The sequence below is a fragment of the Mesorhizobium sp. WSM4832 genome, assembly GCF_055811115.1.
This window is the reverse complement of record NZ_JBVVQH010000030.1, coordinates 17,936-37,731: the sequence shown is the minus strand read 5'-3', so window position 1 is coordinate 37,731 and position 19,796 is coordinate 17,936. Positions and strand designations below refer to the sequence as shown.

General features: G+C 63.6%; 19 protein-coding genes. 7 read left to right on the top strand and 12 right to left on the bottom strand.

The genetic code is table 11. From position 1 onward, the window contains the following. Window positions 1-22: 22 nt before the first annotated feature. The 6 genes from AC0L2L_RS30900 to AC0L2L_RS30875 form a co-directional block, all read right to left on the bottom strand. Window positions 23-295, bottom strand: a complete 273-nt coding sequence (locus AC0L2L_RS30900) for a hypothetical protein (RefSeq protein WP_027024197.1) — start codon at window positions 293-295, stop codon at window positions 23-25. 91 nt (window positions 296-386) lie between these two features. Next, window positions 387-1,931: an HD domain-containing phosphohydrolase gene (locus AC0L2L_RS30895; protein ID WP_473583634.1), complete on the bottom strand. Its 1,545-nt coding sequence runs from the start codon at window positions 1,929-1,931 to the stop codon at window positions 387-389. Window positions 1,932-2,133: 202 nt separating this feature from the next. Next, window positions 2,134-5,262: an efflux RND transporter permease subunit gene (locus tag AC0L2L_RS30890; RefSeq protein WP_473583633.1), complete on the bottom strand. Its 3,129-nt coding sequence runs from the start codon at window positions 5,260-5,262 to the stop codon at window positions 2,134-2,136. Between the two features lie 9 nt (window positions 5,263-5,271). Beyond that, window positions 5,272-5,730, bottom strand: coding sequence for a nuclear transport factor 2 family protein (locus AC0L2L_RS30885; RefSeq protein WP_473583632.1), 459 nt, complete (start codon window positions 5,728-5,730; stop codon window positions 5,272-5,274). Between the two features lie 43 nt (window positions 5,731-5,773). Beyond that, entirely contained in the window at window positions 5,774-6,901 is a 1,128-nt protein-coding gene (locus AC0L2L_RS30880; protein WP_473583659.1) for an efflux RND transporter periplasmic adaptor subunit, read from the bottom strand. 36 nt (window positions 6,902-6,937) lie between these two features. Further along, window positions 6,938-7,300, bottom strand: a complete 363-nt coding sequence (locus AC0L2L_RS30875) for a hypothetical protein (RefSeq protein ID WP_473583631.1) — start codon at window positions 7,298-7,300, stop codon at window positions 6,938-6,940. Between the two features lie 205 nt (window positions 7,301-7,505). Here AC0L2L_RS30875 and AC0L2L_RS30870 point away from each other — a divergent pair, with 205 nt between their 5' ends. The 4 genes from AC0L2L_RS30870 to AC0L2L_RS30855 are packed head-to-tail and all read left to right on the top strand — an operon-like array spanning window position 7,506 to window position 10,494. Then, window positions 7,506-8,084 carry a TetR/AcrR family transcriptional regulator gene (locus AC0L2L_RS30870; RefSeq protein WP_473583630.1) on the top strand — a complete coding sequence of 193 codons (579 nt, stop codon included), beginning with the start codon at window positions 7,506-7,508 and terminating at the stop codon, window positions 8,082-8,084. A 38-nt stretch (window positions 8,085-8,122) separates the two neighbouring features. Then, window positions 8,123-9,421 (top strand): beta-ketoacyl-ACP synthase II, encoded by a 1,299-nt coding sequence (fabF, locus tag AC0L2L_RS30865; protein WP_473583629.1) that lies wholly within the window; start codon window positions 8,123-8,125, stop codon window positions 9,419-9,421. A 55-nt stretch (window positions 9,422-9,476) separates the two neighbouring features. Then, a complete protein-coding gene (locus AC0L2L_RS30860; protein ID WP_473583628.1) occupies window positions 9,477-10,292 on the top strand; it encodes an oxidoreductase in 816 nt (271 codons plus the stop codon). A 55-nt stretch (window positions 10,293-10,347) separates the two neighbouring features. Further along, window positions 10,348-10,494: a hypothetical protein gene (locus AC0L2L_RS30855; RefSeq protein WP_473583627.1), complete on the top strand. Its 147-nt coding sequence runs from the start codon at window positions 10,348-10,350 to the stop codon at window positions 10,492-10,494. A 51-nt stretch (window positions 10,495-10,545) separates the two neighbouring features. On the opposite strand, the gene AC0L2L_RS30850 is transcribed toward AC0L2L_RS30855, so the two are convergent. The 6 genes from AC0L2L_RS30850 to AC0L2L_RS30825 form a co-directional block, all read right to left on the bottom strand. Further along, on the bottom strand, window positions 10,546-10,851 hold the full coding sequence (locus tag AC0L2L_RS30850) for an RpiR family transcriptional regulator (protein ID WP_473583626.1): 306 nt from the start codon (window positions 10,849-10,851) through the stop codon (window positions 10,546-10,548). A gap of 22 nt (window positions 10,852-10,873) precedes the next feature. After that, window positions 10,874-11,896 (bottom strand): Gfo/Idh/MocA family oxidoreductase, encoded by a 1,023-nt coding sequence (locus tag AC0L2L_RS30845; RefSeq protein ID WP_473583625.1) that lies wholly within the window; start codon window positions 11,894-11,896, stop codon window positions 10,874-10,876. A gap of 37 nt (window positions 11,897-11,933) precedes the next feature. After that, complete coding sequence (locus AC0L2L_RS30840; protein WP_473583624.1) at window positions 11,934-12,734, bottom strand: TIM barrel protein; 801 nt, start codon at window positions 12,732-12,734, stop codon at window positions 11,934-11,936. Between the two features lie 20 nt (window positions 12,735-12,754). Then, on the bottom strand, window positions 12,755-13,555 hold the full coding sequence (locus AC0L2L_RS30835) for an ATP-binding cassette domain-containing protein (RefSeq protein WP_473583623.1): 801 nt from the start codon (window positions 13,553-13,555) through the stop codon (window positions 12,755-12,757). 2 nt (window positions 13,556-13,557) lie between these two features. Next, on the bottom strand, window positions 13,558-14,679 hold the full coding sequence (locus tag AC0L2L_RS30830; protein ID WP_036258383.1) for an ABC transporter permease: 1,122 nt from the start codon (window positions 14,677-14,679) through the stop codon (window positions 13,558-13,560). Window positions 14,680-14,815: 136 nt separating this feature from the next. Further along, window positions 14,816-15,763, bottom strand: coding sequence for a sugar ABC transporter substrate-binding protein (locus AC0L2L_RS30825; protein WP_473583622.1), 948 nt, complete (start codon window positions 15,761-15,763; stop codon window positions 14,816-14,818). A gap of 193 nt (window positions 15,764-15,956) precedes the next feature. Here AC0L2L_RS30825 and AC0L2L_RS30820 point away from each other — a divergent pair, with 193 nt between their 5' ends. The 3 genes from AC0L2L_RS30820 (at window position 15,957) to AC0L2L_RS30810 (ending at window position 19,784) form a co-directional block, all read left to right on the top strand. Continuing rightward, window positions 15,957-16,949, top strand: a complete 993-nt coding sequence (locus AC0L2L_RS30820) for a LacI family DNA-binding transcriptional regulator (protein WP_473583621.1) — start codon at window positions 15,957-15,959, stop codon at window positions 16,947-16,949. A gap of 160 nt (window positions 16,950-17,109) precedes the next feature. After that, window positions 17,110-17,307, top strand: coding sequence for a tautomerase family protein (locus AC0L2L_RS30815; protein WP_473583620.1), 198 nt, complete (start codon window positions 17,110-17,112; stop codon window positions 17,305-17,307). A gap of 143 nt (window positions 17,308-17,450) precedes the next feature. Further along, window positions 17,451-19,784: a response regulator gene (locus AC0L2L_RS30810; protein WP_473583619.1), complete on the top strand. Its 2,334-nt coding sequence runs from the start codon at window positions 17,451-17,453 to the stop codon at window positions 19,782-19,784. Window positions 19,785-19,796 lie beyond the last annotated feature (12 nt).

Sequence of the window (19,796 nt, the reverse complement as noted above, 5' to 3'; positions counted from 1 at the left end):
CAGGCGGCGCGCGGCGTGGACGTCAGGCCTCGTAGTGCCCGAGCAGCAGTGCAGCTTGCGGCTTGCCGACATGGCCGGCTTCCTGCAGGATCGCGGGCACCTCCGGATCCGATACGAAATTCTTCCAGCCCTCGGCGTCCCAGTCGAAGATCGCCCAGACGCGGTCGGGCTCGCTCGGGTCACGGAACACGGTTGCGCCGTTCGAACCGTGCAGCCGGCGCTTGTCGGCGCCCTTGGTCGAAAAGATACGGATGAAGTGGTCGACGTCCGCCACCTTGGTCGTTGCGAGAAGCATTTGATTATCCTCCTGTCGGTCGCGGCCACAATTGGCTCGTCGACAGGATCACGATGCGCGCCCAGCAGCGGCCGCACATGGGGTGTATTCCCTATCCCTGCGTCTCGCCCGGGCGGACAAGGCCGTGCTCGACCGCATAGAGCGCTGCGGCGGCGCGAGTGGTCACACCGACCTTGGCATAGACGCTCTGGATATGGTGGTCCGCGGTCTTGGGCGAGATATCCAGCTTGCGCGCCGCTTCCTTCGCCGTAAGGCCGGCGGCGATCAGGCGCAGCACCTCGATCTCGCGCGGCGTCATTCCTGCCAGCGACCGGGGCGGCGCCCGGCGCGACGGCTGCCCGGCAAAGGACAGCACCGCCTCGGCGGCGTCAGGACAGATACAGCCCTCGCGAACGGCGGCGCGCAACTGCGTTGCCGCCGTCTCGCTGGACAGCGCCCGGCGGTGAGGGCGTTCCTCTCGCGACGTCTGGAAGGCTTCGGCAGCGGCCAGGATCCTCGCCGCCGGGGACAGGTCGGAGCCGTGGACCTTGCGGTGATAGCCCGAGCCGTCCAGACGTTCGTGATGGCGCAGGACGAGCGCGGCCATCGCCTCGCCCTCGCGACCGAACGAGGTCAGTGCCCGCTCGCCGTAATAGGCGTGCAGCTGCGCCGCGTCGCGCTCGCGCACCGACAGCGGGCCGTTGCGCATCCAGGTCGCCACCGGGACCACGAGCTCGCCGATGTCGTGGATGCAGCCCGACCAGCGCAGCGCACGGAGGTCGGCGACGGGCAACCCCATCCGGCCGCCCGCTCCCTCGGCCAGTTCCGCCACCATGCGCGAATGGCCGTAGGTAAACGGCATACGCATGTCGATCATGTCGGCGATGGCAAGGAACGCTTCGTCGCAGGCTGCCTCGTCAAGCGTCACCGGTGGATCGGGCTCGAGCGCCAGGATCGTCTCGCGGTCGACCGTCGCACCGATGCCATGCATAAGCTCCGACGCGTTCGCCGAGACGAGCTGGGCCAGGTCCGCTTCGTATGGGCCATCGCCGCGGCTGGCGACGGTTTCGGCCATCGCGTCGATGCCGACGGCATCGCTGAGCGCAATCACATCCTGCGCCAATGTAATCAGGCGCACGGCGGGCAGAACATCCTCACCACTCAGTCCACGCGGCAGACCCTTGCCGTCCCACCGTTCATAGATCTGTCCAAGATTACGCCGGATCTCGTCGGACAGGCCGAGCCGCTCGCCGATCCGCTGCGCTACCTCGCAATGTGCTGTGAGCACTGGGCGGGCCACCGCGATCGCCTGCGACATCGCGGCCTCGATCGCCCTGGCCTGCGCGTCGGGCCCAAGATCGTAATAGAACCGCTTGAAGGCCTGGACGAAGACCCTGCCCAGTTCCGCGCGGTTGCCCATGTCGAGACCGACGAGGTCCTGGCGGAGCGCGATTTCGTCACCGAAGGTTGCCGACAGAAGATCCGTGTCGGCATTGCAGCCGACATAGCGGAGCATCGACTGGTGATAAGCGTTGCGCCGATCCTGCTCGGAAACTCCGGCGAGATCGGCGATCCGCATCGCAAGCACGCAGGACTTCAGCGCGAAGTCGCGAGAATGGCCCGTGGCAAGGTCCGACGCATAGGCGAGGACCATCATGAAGTCCGCCCGGCGGATCGAAACATTTGTCATCGCCCACCTCCCGGCCAGCATGTTAGTCCCGCACGCCGTCAATACCTAGAGCAATTCCAGGAACGGTGAGCAGCGCCAGGGAAACGATGGCACGTCAGGCCAGCTTCCTGCCGCCGCTTCAAACAGAATCCAGCGGCGAGAACGCAAGCTGCCTCCTCCGACATCGCCCCTACTCAGCGGCCATTGCTGGCTGCAGCTCCGGTTCCTCCGTTGAAACCTCGTGTATCTCGCCCGCGGCCGGGACCTCATCGGCGGTCGGCTTGATGCGGAACCATGCCGCATAGAGCGCGGGAAGGAAGAGCAGGATCAACACCGTGCCGGCGGCCGTGCCGCCGATCAGCGTGTAGGCCATCGAGCCCCAGAAGACGGAATGCGTGAGCGGGATGAAGGCCAGCACGGCGGCAAGCGCCGTCAGGATCACCGGCCGCGTGCGTTGCACGGTGGCCTCGATGACGGCGTGATAGCCGTCGAGGCCGGCGGCACGGTTCTCCTTGATCTGCTCGGTCAGGATCAGCGTGTTGCGCATCAGGATGCCGGCCAGTCCTATCAGGCCCAGTATGGCGTTGAATCCGAAGGGCTGGTTGAAGGCGAGCAGCATCGGCACGACGCCGACAAGGCCAAGCGGTGCCGTCAGCATGACCATGGACATCGTCGAGAAGGATCGCACCTGCAGCATGATGACAATCAGCATGGCGGCTATCATTGCCGGGAAGATCTTACCCAACGCGGTGTTGGCCTTTTCAGCCTCCTCGATCGATCCGCCCATTTCGATGCGATAGCCGGCCGGAAGGGATGCGATCAGCGGCTGAAGGGCCTTCATGATCTCCTTGGAAACCTCTGGAGGCTGGGACGCCTCATTGATATCCGAGCGGATCGTGACGACGGGCGTGCGATCGCGGCGCTTCAGGATCGGCTCTTCCAGACGCATCTCCGAATGGCCGATCTGGTCGAGCGGAATCTGCCGGCCGTCCCGGCTCGTCAGCGAGAAATCCGCCAGGCGCGCCGGATCCAGCCGCTCGACGCCGGCGCTGCGCGCCACGATCGGGACATTGCGGATGTCCTCCCGGACCTGCGTGACGGGGATGCCGGTGAGCAGGAATTGCAGTTGCTGGCCCACCTCCGCCGGCGAGAGGCCGATGAGGTTCAGCCGATCCTGATCCGGCACGAAGCGAAGCACGGGCGCGCGATCGCCCCAGTCGCGATTGGCCTGCCGCACGTCGGGGACGCCCCGCATGATGTCGAGGGCCTTTTCGGAAATGCCGTAGAGTTGCGCCGGATCGGGTCCCATGACCCGGAACTCGACCGGGAACGGCGTGTAGGGGCCGAATACGAGCTGCGTGACGCGGACTCGGGCCTCGGGTGCAAGTCCCTGCGCCACCGCCCCGCGCAGCCGGTGCTTCAGCGCCTCGCGCGCCTCGGCGTTCGGGGTCAGCACGACAATCTTGGCGAAGGCAGGATCGGGCAGTTCCGGCGCCATCGCGAAGAAGAAACGCGGCGCGCCCTGACCGACATAGCTGGTGACGATCTTGGCCTCGGGCTGGCTGTCCAGCCAATGTTCGAGCTTCTCGACCGTCGCGGTCGTCGTTTCGATGCCGGTGCCTTCCGGCAGGCGAACCTCCACCAGCACTTCCGGGCGGTCCGACGTCGGGAAGAACTGCTGCTTGAGGGAGCCCATGCCGACGACGGAAAGCGCGAAGGCGATGGCGACGATACCTGAGGTTGCGAACTTGTGGCGCACGGCAAAGGTGATGAGCCGCCGCAGGCGCCGATAGTTCGGCGTGTCGTAGATGGCGTGGTGACCGCCTTCGACCGGTTTGATCGCGGGCAGCATCTTGACGCCGAGATAGGGCGTGAAGACCACCGCGACGATCCAGGAGACGATGAGGGCGAACCCCACCACCCAGAAGATGTTGCCGGCGTATTCGCCGGCCGTCGAGCGCGCGAAGCCCACCGGCAGGAAGCCGGCGATCGTCACCAGCGTTCCGGACAGCATCGGCGCCGCGGTGTGGCTCCAGGCATAGGCTGCCGCCTTGATGCGGTCCATGCCCTCTTCCATCTTCACCACCATCACCTCGATGGCGATGATGGCGTCGTCCACCAGAAGACCAAGCGCCAGGATGAGGGCGCCGAGCGTGATGCGATCGAAGAACCGGCCGGTCTCCAGCATGATGACGAACACGGCGGCGAGCGTCAGGGGAACGGCCGCCGCCACGACGATGCCGACGCGCCAGCCCATGCTGAGCAGGCTGATCAGCAGCACGACGCCGAGCGCCATCGCGAACTTCAGCATGAACTCGTCGACCGCCGAGGTGATGTTGACGGCCTGGTCGGAGACCTTGTCGAGCGTCATCCCGAGCGGCAGCGTCTTTGCGATGGCCGCCGTCCTGTCCTCCAGCGCCTTGCCGAGCGCGCGACCATCCCAGCCCTCCTGCATGACCGCCGCGAGCATGATGGTGGGCTCGCCCTGGCGCCGGATAAGGTATGTGGGAGGGTCTTCATAGCCGCGGCGGACCTCGGCGATGTCGGAGAGTTTCAGCGTCCGCCCGGCAGCGACAATCGGCGTGTCGGCGATCGCCTGTACGCTGTCATAAGCGCCGTCGACCCGGATGAAGAGCCGCGGCCCCTTTGTGTCGATCGAGCCTGCCGGCGTGACGGTGTTCTGCCGCTGCAAGGCGGCGACGATGTCCTGTGCCGACACGCCCAGCGTTGCCAGCTTGGCGTAGGAAAACTCGACGAATATCTGTTCGGGGCGTTCACCAAGGATGTTGATCTTCTTGACGCCGGGAACATGCAGGAGGTCCTGGCGGATCGTCTCGGCCTGCCTCGCCAGCTCACGCATCGGCATGCCCTTGGCCTTCAGCGCGTAAAGGGCGAAGCTCACATCCGAATATTCGTCGTTGACGAACGGGCCGAAGACGCCTGACGGCAGGTTGCGGGCTTCATCTCCGAGCTTCTTGCGGGCCTGGTAGAACTCCTCCTGCACGGCGGACGGCGGCGTGCTGTCCTTCAACGTGAGCGTCATATACGCGTAGCCCGGCCGCGTGGTCGTCTCCACCCGGTCGTACCAGGTCAGCTCCTGAAGCCGCTTCTCCAGCGGTTCGGCGACAAGGTCCTGCATCTCGCGCGCCGTCGCGCCCGGCCATGCCGTCGTGACCGTCAGGGTCTTGATGGTGAAGTTGGGGTCCTCGGCTCGCCCGAGCATGACGAAAGCATAGGCGCCGGCGGCAACCAGCAGCAGGATGAAGAACAGGGTGACGGCGCGTTCGCGGACGGCGATCGCGGAAAGATTGAGGTTCATCGGTTTCCACTAGCTCACAATTTGTTCGGCGACGGCCTCTTCGAGGCCAGCTGCCGCTTGGACAGCAAGACCGCGGGCAGCCGCCTGTGAATCGTAAAATTCCTCGAGTGAGTAGACCCTGCCCCACCGCAGGGTGAACACGTGGAGGCCCCGGTTGACGTACGACGCGTCGCCGTTGAGCAGCGTTGCGGTGCCGTCCCAATGGGCAAACACTTTGGTATGCCACGGCCAGCCCTTCACCCAGATGTGGTTGACCGTGAGACGGAGAGTAGGCAGGACACGGCCGAGGCGCTCGAACCAGCGGCGCAGAGCTTCTTTGTCGTGGCGCTCGCCACCAAGCGCGTGGGCTCCGGAAACCCGGTGATGGACATGCGGCGCGACTGCTTTCACCGCCGCATCCCAGCGATGGTTGTTGACGTGCTCGAAGGTCTTTCGGATCTCTTTCTTGACAATGTAGCTGTAGATCATTGGACTTCTCCAACGGCGAACGCGGAAGCATTGAGGTTCATCGTCAGTTGCTCCCGCTTGCGGATGCAGTCCTGACGCGCGCGCCCTCCTGCAGGAGATGGGCGCCGAGCGACACGATCGGCGCATCGGAGTTCAATCCGGAGACCACGGCGGTTTCGCTGGTTAAACGGACAAGCTGGACGGGCCGGAAATGTACGGTGGAGGAGGCGCTGTCCAGGACCCAAACACCTGTCTTGTTGCCATCGTCGAGCAGTGCTCCCAGCGGCACCTGGACTTCCGGCTGGCTCGCCTGGCTTGCAAGCCGAATCGTTACCGTCGCGCCAAGCGGCGCCGCCGCGGCCTCGCCGTCGAGCACATAGCGGGCCTCGTAGGTGCGGGTCTGGGCATCGGCGGAGTCCGACAGCTGCCGCAGATGTGCCGTGTAGCGCCGCCCATCGCCACCGTACACGCTGGCCTCGGCCGCCGAGCCGATCGCCGGCCGGATCGTTTCGGGAAGCGCCACCACCGCTTCGCGGGGGCCTGCCTGGGCGACCCGGACCACCGTCTGGCCGGCAGGGACGACCTGGCCCGGCTCGCCGAGCGTATCGACCACCGTTCCATCGGCATCCGCCGGCAGGACCGCATAGGCCGCCTCATTCTCCGTGACCTTCGCTTCCGCCTCGGCGGCGGCGAGCTGGGCCGTGGCGGTATCCAGGGCGGCCTTGGCCTGTTCGTACCGCTGCCGCGGGATCCATCCATCCTTCAGCAGATTGGCGTATCGCCGCTCATCCGGTTCTGTCTGGGCAACGATCGCCCGCGCGGCAATAACCGCGTTGCGCTTTCCCGTGAGCGCGAGGCGAAGGTCGGTGTCGTCGATCCGCATCAGCGGCTGACCGGCCTTGACCTGCTGGCCGACATCCACCAACCGCTCCACGATCTTGCCCGGTACGCGAAAGCCGAGATTGCTCTGCACCCTCGCTCCGACAATGCCGGTGAAGCCGCGTTCTGATCCGATCACAGGCGCTGCCGCCGCCAGCCTGACGATAGGCGGTTCCTGCCGCGGGTCGCCCACGGCGGAAGCCTCCTGAGCGGGATTGGCAAACGTGACGAATGCCATCGCCCCCGACACCGCGATCGCCCCTGATGCCGTGATCAGAACCGCGCCCAGCATAATAACCGGTCTCTTTTTCATGCTCATCGCCTCTCCTGCTGCGGCCTGCGCGGCCGGTCAGTTCATGGTCATCGGCTCTCGCGTGGGCACGTCGTTCCCGGACGACACCGTCACCTTCCCGCCGGATCTCGAGAACGCGTAGGGCGAGCCCTGATGGCCTGGCATGGAAAACGCCACGGAGTCCCCGTTGGCGAGGCCCATCACGACGCGGAGCGGATCGCCCCCAGCCTTCGGCGCGAAGGTGGCGGTGACCTCCAGGAGGTTGTCGTCGACCGGGACGTAGTAGGCCACCATGTCGAGGCTGCCCTCGTGCAGGCTGCCGCCTTCGATCTGGCGTTCGATGGTGGCTTCTTCGGCAAGCGCGGGCGTCGCGACAAACAGTGCGGCCAGAAGCGATGCACTCAGGGTTCTGCGGGTCATCTTCGTATCTCCTCTTGTTAGATTGTGATCGAACTCTATACCAGTTAGATTTCATACGCAATCTAAAAAGAGGGAACATATTCAGCCTGCGGCAGACCGCCACACCCACTCGCGTGGCGAGCCGCCGCATCTCCTCTTGATAGATTGCGTTCGGACTCTAATTGGGATATAGATTTTGTACGCAATCTAAATATGGAGATCGACGATGCGCGTAAGTCGCGTTCAAGCTGAGCAGAACCGGCAAACCGTGATCGATGTGGCCAGCCGGCTTTTTCGAGAGCACGGCTTCGACGGCATCGGCCTCAAGGATCTGATGAAGGGCGCCGGGCTGACCCAGGGCGCTTTCTATAAACAGTTCGCATCGAAAGAGGACTTGGCGGCGCAGGCGTCCAGGCGGGCGATGGAGAGCGCTGCCCTTCGATGGGCGGAGGCAACTGCGTCGAACCCTGAGGATCCGTTTGGCGCAGTGGTCGAGTTCTACCTCAGTACGGACCATCGCGAAGAAAGGATGGACGGGTGCCCGGTTGTGGCGCTCGGCTCGGAGGCCGCCAGACAGGGCAGCGATGTGAAAGCGTCGTTCGAAGCAGGGATCAGGCAGTATCTCGAAGTCATGCGCCGTTTGATTGGCGAGACTGACGGCGAGGAGCCCAATAGCAAGACCATGGCCGTTCTCTCGACGATGGTCGGTGCGCTGATGTTGTCGCGCATCGTCAACGACCCCGACCTCGCTCAGGCATTTCTGGACGCGGCGACCGATCAGGTTCGCGACGCCGTCGCCGCTTGAACGGCGCGGGCCGGCAACTCGGTTTGATAGGAGCGTGGATGCGACGGATTGTTGTCACGGGCATGGGCGCGGTCACACCCCTTGCCGCAGATGTCGAGACCTCGTGGTCGCGTCTCCTGGCCGGCCGCTCAGGTATCCGAAGGCTTCCTGACGACGTTGTGGGAGATTTGCCGGCGAAGGTCGGCGGCGTGATTCCCTCCTTGGAAGAAGACCCGGAAGCCGGCTTCGATCCGAATGCTTTCCTCGCTCCGAAGGACCAGCGCAAAGTGGATCGCTTCATTCTGGTCGCGCTGGCGGCGGCGGAAGAGGCGCTTGCCCAGGCGAAGTGGAAACCAGTCTCGAACGATGAAAGGGTTCGCACCGCGACGATCATCGCTTCAGGTATCGGAGGGTTCCCCGCCATAACCGAGGCGGTGCGGACAGTCGACCAGCGCGGCGTTCGGCGTCTTTCGCCGTTCACGGTGCCATCTTTCCTGGTGAACCTCGCGGCAGGCCACATCTCGATCCGCTACGGCTTCAAGGGCCACATCGGCGCACCGGTAACGGCATGCGCCGCCGGCATCCAGGCGATCGGCGACGCGGCTCGCATCATCCGCGCCGATGAAGCCGACATCGCCGTGTGCGGCGGCACCGAAGCCTGCATGAATGTCGTCAGTCTGGGCGGCTTTGCCGCGGCACGCTCGCTTTCGACCTCCTTCAATCACCGTCCCGACCAGGCCTCCCGACCGTTCGACATATCGCGCGACGGTTTCGTCATGGGTGAAGGCGCCGGCATCCTGGTCATCGAGGAATTGAACCATGCGCTTGCACGCGGCGCCAAGCCGCTCGCCGAGATCGTCGGCTACGGCACCACGGCGGATGCTCACCACGTAACTTCCGGTCCCGAGGACGGCGATGGCGCGCGCCGCGCCATGGAGATCGCGATTGCCCAAGCAGGCATTTCACCGCGCGACATCCGCCATCTCAATGCGCACGCGACCTCCACGCCGGTGGGTGACCTTGGAGAAATCGAAGCGATCAAGAGGCTCTTCGGCACGGATTTCTCGATAGCCGTCAGCGGAACGAAATCGGCGACCGGACACCTGCTCGGGGCCGCCGGCGGGCTTGGCGCCATCTTCACGATCCTGGCGCTCAGGGACCAGGTGGCACCGCCGACCCTCAATCTGGGCGCGCCCGATCCAGCCGGCGACGGGATCGACTTCGTCGCAAACGAGTCCCGGCCGGTGGAAATGGACTACGCGATCTGCAACGGCTTCGGCTTCGGAGGAGTCAATGCCAGCGCGCTGTTCCGGCGCTGGGATGTCCACGGCGCCAACGCTGATGCCGCTCGCGACTGATGCTTTTGCTCCGGACTTTCTGCTTCTCTAAACCAACCCAAGGAAAGTGATTTCCATGAACAAGACCAGTCCTGGCGTCGCCCTCGTCACCGGGGCATCTTCCGGCATCGGGCGCGCGACGGCCAAAGCCTTGCAGGGCGCGGGCTTTCGCGTATTCGGCACCAGCCGCCGCGGAGCCGCCGAAAGCTCAGATGGCATTACCATGCTGACCTGCGACGTCACCGACGACACATCCGTTGCGAAAATGGTCGATGACGTCCTGGCCAAGGCCGGACGCATCGACCTGCTTGTCAACAATGCCGGCATGGGCCTGTTTGGCGGCGCGGAGGAGTCCTCGATCGCCCAGGCTCAGGCGCTGTTCGACGTGAACGTCTTCGGCGTCTTTCGCGTGACCAACGCGGTGCTGCCGGCAATGCGGCGCCAAGGGAAGGGCAGGATCGTCAATTTGAGCTCGGTGCAGGGGTTCATCCCCGCTCCCTATTTCGCGCTTTATTCGTCCACCAAACATGCCGTCGAGGGCTATTCCGAATCGCTCGATCACGAATTGCGCCCGTTCGGCATTCGCGTAGCGTTGGTCGAGCCGGCCTATACCCGCACATCGTTCGAAGACAATCTCGCCAAGCCGGACCAGTTGCTGGATATCTATGACGCCGCGCGCGCCGGCATGACCGTAGCCGTGCGGAAGGCGATGGAAAAAGGCGATGCTCCCGAAATTATAGCCAAGACCGTTTTGGCCGCTGCGATCGATCCCGCTCCGAAGAGGCGCTATGCGGCGGGAAAAATGGCGCGCCAGGTCAGTCTCCTGCGCCGTTTCGTCCCAGCATCCGCATTCGACAAGAGCCTGCGAAAGCAGCTCGGGCTGCCGGTCTAAGGCGGGCGCTCTTCGACATTCGCGAAGGGAAATCCAATGAAGATCGGAATTGACGATGAACGTGCTGAAATCGGCGCTGGGGTCTGCCGACCGCTCTCGCGCGCCCGGCAATCGCGACGCTTTCCTCAGGGAATTCATGGCGGGCGGCGGCAAGCTGACACACGATGAAATCGTCGCTCGCAACCGGGCGGTGACTGCGTGATCACCGAAGCCTGAAAATTGCCAAAAGCAAGTGATCGACGCTGTCGCTGTGCTACGGACCTGCCCGTCTGGCATCCATTTCGTGACGCCGGCGCAGTTCCTCGCGAAAAACACATCTTGCCTCTTTCAGGCTCCGGTTGCCGAGAAGCCTTGCGAATCTGGCGACAGTTGTTTTCGAGACGCCGGTGCTGGCGGCGATCTTGTCCGCACTGTCGAAAGCCAGAAGTTCGGGATGCGCAAAGGCGGCGGCGGCTAGTTTTTCGACTTGCGGCGGGAAAACGAGCTCGCGACAAGCAATCCATCTTCTCAAGTCCGCAAAGGTCGCCGACCGATTGGCGCCGTGATTTGAAGCCGACATGTCCCGACCTTCGCGCAATCCATCAGATTTCGTTCATGGGCACGGTGCGCCGCTCTTCCACCGATTTGATGCATGCGAGAGCGATCGCAAGGGCCGTGCGCGCGTCCTGACCGGTTGGCCCATTGACCACGCCACTGCGAACCGAGTCCAAGAAGGAGGCAAGCTGCGCGGTGTAGCCATGCACGAAATGATCGGTGTCCCGCCGCCACGTGTCGCTCGAGACGCCGTTCCTGTCGAAGAGGGTCATGCTTGAGCGGCGCACGTCACCCATGGTGATCATACCACCCGACCCAAACACTTCGCCTCGGATGTCATAGCCGTACATGGCGGAAAAGTTGGCTTCGGCCACGGCGATCGAGCCATTGTCGAAGCGGATTGTGACGACGGCCGTGTCGTGGAAGCCCTTGTCCTTGGCATCGGGGCGCACGAGCGCATCGGCGATGGCGGTGACCTCGACCGGTCGGGCTGCGGGGTTGAGCCAGACAAGCGTGTCGAAGTCGTGGATCAACGTCTCGTAGAAGATCGTCCACCGCGGCGTCTTTTGAGGACTGCCACCATAGGGGCCGGGATCGCGCGTCAGCGACCGGATCAACTGAGGCGTTCCCACCTTGCCCGCGTCGATCGCGGCTCGTCCTTCAGCGAAAGCCTGGTCCCAGCGGCGATTGAAGCCAACCTGCAGTGGCACCTGCGCCCTGGACGCAGCGGCGATCACGCTATCTGCCTCCTCGAGCGTCAGCGCCATAGGTTTTTCGCAGAAGACGCCCTTGCCGGCCTCAGCCGCCTGAACGGCAAGGCTGGCATGGAAGCGCGCCGGCGAAGCAATGATGACGGCTTCGACCGCCGGCTCGCCGAGCACCGCCGAGACGTCGGTCGCGGCGGTTGGCACGCCTAGCTTCCTGGCAAGTGCCTGTGCAGCGCCTTCGTCCGGATCGGCAATCGCGACCAGATTTGCGTCGACAAGCCGGCGCGCAACGGATTCCGCGTGAAAGGAACCGATGCGGCCCGCGCCTATCAGGGCGACATTCACAGGGCGTTGGGTAGGCATTTGATACTCCGAATTCAATCGATGAGAAAATGGTGGCCTAGAGGGTGAAAGCCTGGCGGAAGCGGCTGAGTGCGAGCGCGTCGTCGCCCGACGGCCAGGCTTCCATGCCGATGACGCCACGATAGCCCATCTGTTCGAGGGCGCGGGCGATGGCTGGATAATTGATTTCTCCGGTACCCGGCTCGGTGCGGCCGGGAACATCGGCCACCTGGATCTCGCCGATGTGGGGAAGCGCAAGGCGGCAGAGCTCGATCAGATTCCCTTCGCCGATCTGCGCATGGTAGAGATCGAGGTTGAGTTTGAGCGACGGCCGATTGACCGACGAGACGAGTGCGATCGTGTCGGCCGCCTTGGCGAACGGTGTTTTCGGGTGGTCGACAGTCTCGTTGAGGTTTTCGAGCACGAAGGTCACGCCTTCCCGCTCACCGAGGTCAGCTATGCGGTCAAGCGTCTCGCGGGCCTTGAGCCACATCGTACCGGTCACGACTTCCGACTTGACGACCGGCAGGCCCTGCCCGTCGAGCCCGGTACCGTGAAGGTTGAGCCTCGGGCAGTTCAGCTCTTTCGCGACCGGTATGGAGAGTTTCGCCGTCCTGATCAGCTCGTCCGCGCCCGCCTCATCGGCGAGCGTCCCCGTGACATATCCGGTCATCGAGGAAAACGAAGCGCCGGACTTGGCCAGCGCCGCAATGTCGTGCTTCGTCCAGTCCCAGATTTCGGCGACAAAGCCGAGTTCGGTGATCCGCCTGAGGCGGTCGAGCACGGGAAGCGAGCGGAACACCATTTCCACGCAAACCGCCAAGGTAAAGGGTCCCGCGGTTTCAGGGGCCGTTGTCATCATCAGTATCCTGGTTCGAGTTAGATCGTTCCACCGAGTTCGTCGGACAGGGTCTGCAGTTCCTTGCCGCCGGCCATCATGTTTTGCAGTTCATCGATGCTGATCTCTCCCTTGGCGCAGGTGCCAAGCGTCTTGCCGCGGTTGAGCACGGTGAAACGGCTGCCGACGGCATAGGCATGGCGGACATTGTGGGTGATGAAGATCACGCCGAGGCCCTTCTGCTGAACCTGATGGATGTATTTCAGCACCATCGATGTCTGAGCGACGCCCAGCGCCGAAGTCGGTTCATCAAGGATCAGGACCTTCGCCCCGAAGTACACAGCGCGCGCAATGGCCACGCATTGCCGCTCGCCGCCCGAGAGCGTGCCGACCGCCTGATTGGGATCGCGGATGTCGATGCCGATTTTGCGCATCTCCTCATGCGTCACAGTATGGCAGTGTTTGAAGTCGATGTGACGGAATGGCGGGATGCCCTTGAGGGGCTCGCGGCCCATGAAAAAATTGCGCGTGATCGACATCAGCGGGATCATCGCCAGATCCTGATAGACCGTGGCAATGCCGGCATCGAGCGCGTCACGCGGGCTGTTGAAGGCGACAGGTTTGCCCTCGACCAGGAAGTCGCCGCTGGTCGGACGGACCACCCCCGAAAGCGTCTTGATGAGCGTCGACTTGCCTGCACCATTGTCGCCGAGCAGACACAGCACCTCGCCTTGCGACACCTTCATCGAAACGCCCGACAACGCGATGACGGAACCATAATGCTTGACGACGTTGTTGACCTCGATGACGGGGGTCGACATCGCTGTTTTGCTGTCAGCCATGATCAGCGCTCCCCTGTCACCTTGCGGCGGATGAAGTTGTTGAAGAGGACGGCCAGAAGCAGCATCGATCCCAGAAACACCTGGAACCAGTCGGAGTCGAACTGAGTATATGTCAGGCCGATGGAGACAAGGCCGAAGATGATGGCACCGAAGAACGCGCCGATCGCGGAGCCATAGCCGCCAGTCAGCAGGCTGCCACCGATGACGGCGGCGATAATCGCCTCGAACTCCTTCTGGAAACCGCGGCGCGCGTCCGTCGAGCCCGCATCCAGCACGGTGATGATGGCAACCAGCGCGGCTGCGCATGCCGTCAGGGCGAAAAGTCCCGTCTTCACACGGTCCACAGGCACGCCGGAATTTCTCGCCGCGACCGGATCGCCGCCGGCTGCGAAGATCCAGTTGCCGACGCGCGTGCGCAGCAGCATCCAGGTGGCGGCCCCGGTAATTCCGACGAACCAGAGAACGGAGACCGGCACACCCGCCACCTTGGGCACGCCATTGTCGAATTTCTCGATGAGATCGTGCTCGGCCAGCCAGTTGAACAGGGGTTGGAAAGCGACGCCCGAAAACACCTGCCTCAGCAATCCGTCGCCGACGACATCCTCTATCCCGCGCAGCTGCGTCGAGCCGCCGGTCGCCCATTTGAGGCCGACCAGGGTCAGGCCACGCAGGATGAACAGGAAGGCAAGCGTCACGATGAACGAAGGCAGCCGCGTCCTGATGACGATCTGTCCGTTGACCGCGCCCATGACGGCTGCAAGCATCAGCGTGAAGACGATGGAGATCCAAAGCGGCTGACCGAAATTGGTCAGCAGCGCGCCGAAGATCAGGCCGGTGAAGGCCACCATCGAGCCGATTGAAAGATCAAACTCGCCGCCGATCATCAAAAGCGAGGCGGCGATGGCGAGGATCCCCAGCTGCGACGCCGGCGCCAGGATGGTCATCAGACCGGAAAGCGAAAACATCGAGGGGTCGGCGGCGAAGAAGAAGAACACCACCACCAGGACAAGCCCGGCAACAGCGCCGAGTTCGGGCCGGCGCATCATATGCGTGAGAAAACCGACTTGCCTGATCCGTTCGTCAGGTTTTGCGGCAACGGTCGTCTGTTGTTCGATTTGAGCCATGATTCCTCCCTCCCATAGCGTGCGAGGTTGTCGAAGGCGCTGGTGTCCGGATGGTGTTGCGGATCTTGGCGGACCGAGTGTCCTCCCCGAAGCCGGGGAGGGACCTTCGACAATCACTGGGTTCGGCAACGCTTGATCAGCGGATGCCCTTGGCCGACAGTTCGACGACTTGCGCCGCCTTGTCCTTGGTGATCAGGTTCGGGCCGGAAGGCACGTTGCCGCCCGGGATCAAGCCAAATTTCGCATAATTCGCCAGGAAGACGACCGGCAGATATCCTTGCAGGAATTGCTGCTGATCAATGGCAAAGGCGGCGTCGCCGGCCGCGACCGCCTTCAGGAAGTCCGCCGAAAGGTCGAAGGTGGCGACATTGATCTTGCCGAGCTTGCCGACATCCTTGACGGCGGCCAGCGACGGTTCGCCGGCGGTGCTGGCGCCGAGCGCCATGATGGTGTCGATATCGCCGTTCGCGCTCAGCGCCGCCTTCACCTTGGCGCGGACGTCGGCGGGATCATTGGAGACCGGCAGAACCTTCACATTGCCTGCAAAGCCATCGCCGAAGCCTTTGCAGCGTTGGTCGAGCGCGACGTTCCCGACTTCCTGGTTGACGCAGATGGCTGCCTTGCCGCCCATCTCCTTCAGCTTCATTCCCGCCGCCTTGCCGGCACTGTACTCGTCCTGGCCGACATGCAGGAGAGCACCGAGCGACTGCGAAACATCGGAGCCGGAGTTTATCGAGATAACCGGGATTCCGGCGGCAACCGCCTTCTTGATCGAGGGCCCAAGCGCGGAAGCATCCGGAATCGAGACGATCAGGCCATTCGGCTTCTGGTTGACCGCTGCATCGATCAACTGACTCATTGCCACCATATCGAATGTCTCGGGTGCGCGATAATCGACCTTTGCGCCGACATCCTTGGCGCCCGCCGTCACGCCATTCTTGACCATGGACCAGAACGGGTCGTTGGCCTGGCCGTGGCTGACGACGATGATCTTGACGTCCTTTGCCGAAGCCATCTGGGCACCGGTAGCAAGGCAGCCGAGCACGGCCGCGCCAAAGGCAAGCTTCCTCAATATCGATTTCATTTCGGTTCCTCCAAATGGGCGCGGCTTTGCGACGCCCTCCTCCACACATTTCGCGCGTTTGCCGTCAGAAGTTTTTTGCTACCGGTAGCAAACGCGCATAGTCATAGCGGGAAGCCGAGGAATGTCAATGTTCATTTCATTTTCCGATAAAATGAAATAGGCATTCCATGTAACGACAAGTGCGGGAAGTGCGATGGCAAAGAGGGCGACTGCGAGAGACGTTGCGGAACAGGCGGGCGTCTCCAAATGGACGGTCATTCGTGCCTTCACGCCGGGGGCGTCAATCACCGAGGGCAGCCGTGCCAAGGTCATGGCCGTCGCGGAAAAGCTGAACTACCGCCCCAATCTGCTCGCCCGAAGCCTGGCGACCAATCTTACGCATCAGGTAGCCGTGCTCGTCGACGATTTCGAAAATCCCTACAAGCTGTCATTCCTTGAGCGGCTCACCCTCGAACTTCAGTCGGAGGGTCTCGTTGCCGTCCTGATCAACATCAATGAACACTTCGACCACGTGCATGCGCTTCTCAACGCCGATCAGCGCCAGCTCGATGCCGTGATCATGTGCGGCACCGCTTTCAGAACCGAAATGCTGCAGGATGTCAGGCTGGACGGAGCGGCCCCGATGTTCGTTCTGGCACGCGACAGCCAGATACCTGGCGTGCCTGCGATCAACTGCGACACCACGTCGGCCATGAAGGACCTGTGCAGGCATCTGCATGAAAAAGGGTACAGGCGGCCTGGTTTCATGGCCGGACCAAAGACCTTGTCGACCGCGCTGGGCCGGCGTCGGGCCTTCAAGGCATTCTGGAAGGCACACGGCATCACCGACATGCCGGAACTGGCGGCGCACCACTATAGCGCGGCCTCCGGCGCCGAGGCCGTCCGGCGCTATCTGAACGAGGTATCGCCCGCTGGCCGCGTCGATGTCCTGTTGTGCGAAAACGATGTCCTGGCCTTCGGGGCGATGGACGTCATCCGCAGCGAGTTCGGCTTGAAGGTGCCGACAGACATCGCCGTGGCGGGCTTCGACAACACGCTGTTCGCTGCCGCGCCAGCCTATGATCTCACGACGTATGAACAACCTGTCGAGGCGATGGTGAAGGCAACCGTTGCCATGATCCTGGACCGCGAGCCCAAGAAGACGGTAACCATGCCGGGACGATTGGTCGTGCGCGGATCCGCGTGACGACGGGCAGGCTTTGCGCGCCAGTGGGCATCCGCCGTTGGAGAACGTTCCCAACGCCGCGAAGGGCGGCAGGCGGTAGTACCGCCACTCAGAGTTTCAGATCATGCTCGACATACCGAGCGCGCCGAGGAGGTCGTTTTGAATAGGGTACGGCCTCGTTATGCCCGAAGCCGCCCTCACAAAAGCGCAGAAGGAAGACCTCGTCCACAAGACCACGCAGATGTTCGTCGACTATTTCGGCGAGGGTGTGCGTCCGCACACCATGGTGCTGATCGAAGAAGTTCCCGATGGAGGCTACGGCCGCGCCGACGAAGTCTTCATTCTTCCCCACGCCCACCGGGCTAAGAATACTGCTTGATTTGAGCCGGGCGAGCAGCCTGCCGAGTGGCTCGCCCACCTTGATCCATCGACACCCCGTCATCATGCGGCACCAACGAAATCTTAATGTAAATCAAGCGTAATCCCGGCCATTAAAATTGTGCGTATGTGTTGGGGTTGCGCATGCCGGAATATTCCTCATTCATCCGGTCGATCCGGATCCGCTACATTTCAGGATTGCTGATCTTCGCGCTGGCTTCGGCCGCCGTGATGTTCGCGCTCAACCGCGTGAATTCCTACCGTCATGAAGTCGATGCGCTCAGCGCCAATTTCGTCATCCTCGCCCGTGACCTGCGCAACGCCACCAATTTCGCCGAGACGACCGGCACCGCCTGGCGCAGCGAGACGCGCGATGCGCTGACGGCCGCCGCGCGCGGCCACTCCGAACGGCTGACGGGCGAGATCGGGGGCCTGAACGCACAGCTTGCCGCGATCAGGTCGAAGCTGTCGCGCAACACGATCAACGCGCTCGAGTCCTCCTCGGTCAACGGCGACCTGTTCTGGTCGGCGCGCGACATGGTGCGCAACTTCAACCTGATGTCGGCGGCCCAGAAGGTCGACGAATGGAGCTACCGCGAGATCCGCAACCAGAACGACCTTTTCGCCCAGCCGATGCTGGTGCGCGTGCGCACCGCGCTCGACGACGAGCGTCGCCTCGCCGATGCGTCCAGCGACCGGCTGCTCCTGTGGGCGAGCGGCCTGCTGTTCGCCGTGCTCGCCATCGCCGCGGTCTGGATCTTCCGGCCGATGGAGAATGCGATCCGCCGCGCCTTCGCCGAGAGCGCCGCGTCGCTGTTCAAGGCCGAGGCCGCCGACCGCGCCAAGTCCGAATTCCTCGCCAATATGAGCCATGAGATCCGCACGCCGATGAACGGCGTGCTCGGCATGGCCGAGCTGCTCGCCAAGACCGAGCTGACGCCGCGCCAGAAGACCTTCACCGACGTCATCGTCAAATCCGGCAACGCCCTGCTCACCATCATCAACGACATCCTCGATTTCTCGAAGATCAACGCCGGCCAGCTGACGCTCGACCCCGCCCCTTTCCGCCTAGCGGAAGCAGTCGAGGATGTGGCGACGCTGGTGTCGGCGCGCGTCGCCGAAAAGAACCTCGAGCTCATTGTGCGCGTCGACCCGCGCCTGCCGGCCTTCGTCGTCGGTGATGCCGGGCGTTTCCGCCAGATCGTCACCAATCTGCTGGGCAACGCCGTGAAGTTCACCGAGAAGGGCCATGTGCTGGTCGATGTCGGCGGCGACGTCGTCGACGGCGTGGTCCAGCTCAAGGTCCGCGTCGAGGATACCGGCATCGGCATCCCGGCCGAGAAACTGCAGAACGTGTTCGAGAAATTCGCCCAGGTCGATGGCTCCTCGACCCGCCGCCACGAAGGCACCGGGCTTGGCCTAGCGATCGGCGCCCGGCTCGTCGACCTGATGGGCGGCAAGATCGGCGTCGAGAGCGAGATCGGCCGCGGCTCCGTGTTCTGGTTTGCCGTGCCGCTGCCGGCGCACAACCAGGAGGCGCGCGACAAGCTCGTGCCGGTTGACGTCACCGGCGCTCGGGTGCTGGTCATCGACGACAATCCGGTCAACCGCGAGATCCTGCTGGAGCAGCTCAGAAGCTGGAGCTTCGACTGCGCCGCCGCCGAGAGCGGCGCCGTCGGCCTGGCCTTCCTCGACCGCGCCTGCCAGCTCGGCGCATCGGTCGATTGCATCATCCTCGATTACCAGATGCCCGGCATGAACGGCGCCGATGTCGCGAGAGCCATCGCCGCCGATAGCCGCCTCTCCTCCATTCCGGTCGTGCTGCTCACCTCGGTCGACCAGGTAGATTTCGGCAGGATGGTGATCGATTTCGGCATCGTCGCGCATCTCACCAAGCCGGCGCGTTCGGCGGTGCTGCTGGGCACGGTGATCTCCGCCATCCAGAAGGCGCGCACGCAGGGCGCCAAGGCGCATTTCGTGCGCGAGCCGGTCGTTGCCCAGGCGGCCCCGCCGGCCTTCACCGTCATCCGCGGCCCGGCCATGCCCGTGCCGGCAGCACCGGAATCGACCGCCGCGCCGAGCGGCCCGATCGACATCCTGATCGCCGAGGACAATGACGTGAACCAGTTGGTCTTCGGCCAGATCCTCAACGGTTTCGGGCTCAGCTACCGCATCGCCGGCAATGGCCGCACCGCGGTCGAGATGTACCGCTCGCTGCGTCCCCGCCTGGTGCTGATGGACGTCTCCATGCCGGAAATGAACGGCTATGAAGCGACCCGCGCCATCCGCGCCCTGGAAGAGCAGAACGGCGATCACACGCCGATCATCGGCGTTACCGCGCACGCGCTCAAGGGCGACCGTGAAAAATGCATCGAGTCCGGCATGGACGACTATCTGCCGAAGCCGGTCTCGCCCGACCGCCTCGGCGCCAAGATCGGCACCTGGCTCAGCGAAACGGTGGCGGTGAAGACGGCTTGAGCGTCAGGTAGC